The 1,267-nt window shown below is 74.0% G+C and carries 2 protein-coding genes; both read right to left on the reverse strand.

What is annotated here, in order from left to right; genetic code table 11:
• Positions 1–337, reverse strand: a 337-nt coding sequence (locus ACFWJO_RS39815) for a nicotinate-nucleotide diphosphorylase (RefSeq protein WP_386873195.1), incomplete at its 3' end; no start/stop codon positions are given.
• The coding region (nadA, locus tag ACFWJO_RS39820; protein ID WP_386873197.1) for a quinolinate synthase NadA at positions 334–1,267 on the reverse strand (934 nt) is incomplete at its 5' end. The genes ACFWJO_RS39815 and nadA, both read right to left, overlap by 4 nt.

Genomic DNA, 1,267 nt, shown 5'->3' on the forward strand with positions numbered 1-1,267 from the left:
GGTTCAGCGCCACGCGCTCGGCACGCAGCACCGAGCGGGCGGGGCCCGCGACCTCGGCGACGACGGCGCCGGGGGACAGGTCGGCGCCGTCGGCCAGGTGCAGGGTGACGGACACGGCCGGGTCGACGAGCCGGAAGGCGGCCTCGAGGGCGTTCGTGCCGGAGAGCACCCCGGCCTCGCGGGCCACCACGCGCGCGGTGATCCGGGCCTGCTCCGGGACGAAGGCCTCCGAGGAGACATCACCCCAGGGCGCGTCCTCGGCGAGCGCGGCGGCCACGATCCGCTCCACGTCCGGCTGCGGGGCCGGCGTCGCCGGGGCGCGGTCGGCCGGGGTCACGTCCCGGCCCCGGCGGACTGCGCGGCCGACTGCTTCGGCGCGACGGCCAGCATCCGCTCGAGCGCGGTGCGGGCCGGGTCGGCCACGGACGCGGGCACGGTGATCCGGTTGACCACGCGGCCGGCCACGAGCTCCTCGAGCACCCACGCGAGGTAGCCGGGGTGGATGCGGTACATCGTGGAGCACGGGCAGATCACGGGGTCGAGGCAGAAGATCGTGTGCTCGGGGTGCTGGGCGGCCAGGCGCTGCACGAGGTTGATCTCGGTGCCGATCGCGAAGGTCGAGCCGGCCGGCGCCGCCTGGATGGCCTTGACGATGAAGTCGGTGGACCCGGAGGAGTCCGCGGCCTCCACCACGGGCAGGGGGCACTCGGGGTGCACGATCACCTGGACGTCCGGGTGCTCGGCGCGGGCCTGCTCGATCTGCGCGACCGTGAAGCGGCGGTGCACCGAGCAGAAGCCGTGCCACAGCAGGACCTTCGCGTCCCGCAGGGCGTCCTCGGAGTTCCCGCCCAGCGGCAGGCGGGGATTCCACGTCGGCATCTGCTCGAGTGGGATCCCCCTGGCGCGGCCCGTGTTCCGGCCCAGGTGCTGGTCCGGGAAGAACAGGACGCGCTGGGCACGCTCGAACGCCCAGTCCAGCACGGCCGAGGCGTTGGAGGACGTGCACACGATGCCGCCGCGCTCGCCGACGAAGCCCTTGAGGGCCGCGGAGGAGTTCATGTAGGTCACGGGCAGCAGGGGCACGCGCCCGTCGTCGTCCGGCTCGGTGCCGTAGACCGCCTCGAGCTGCTCCCACGCGTCCTCGACCGAGTCCAGGTCGGCCATGTCCGCCATGGAGCAGCCGGCGGCGAGGTTGGGCAGGATGACGGCCTGGTCCGGGGTGGAGAGAAGGTCCGCGGTCTCCGCCATGAAGTGCACGCCGCAGAAC

The organism is Streptomyces sp. NPDC127092 (genome assembly GCF_042722475.1).
Taxonomy (GTDB): Bacteria; Actinomycetota; Actinomycetes; order Streptomycetales; family Streptomycetaceae; genus Streptomyces.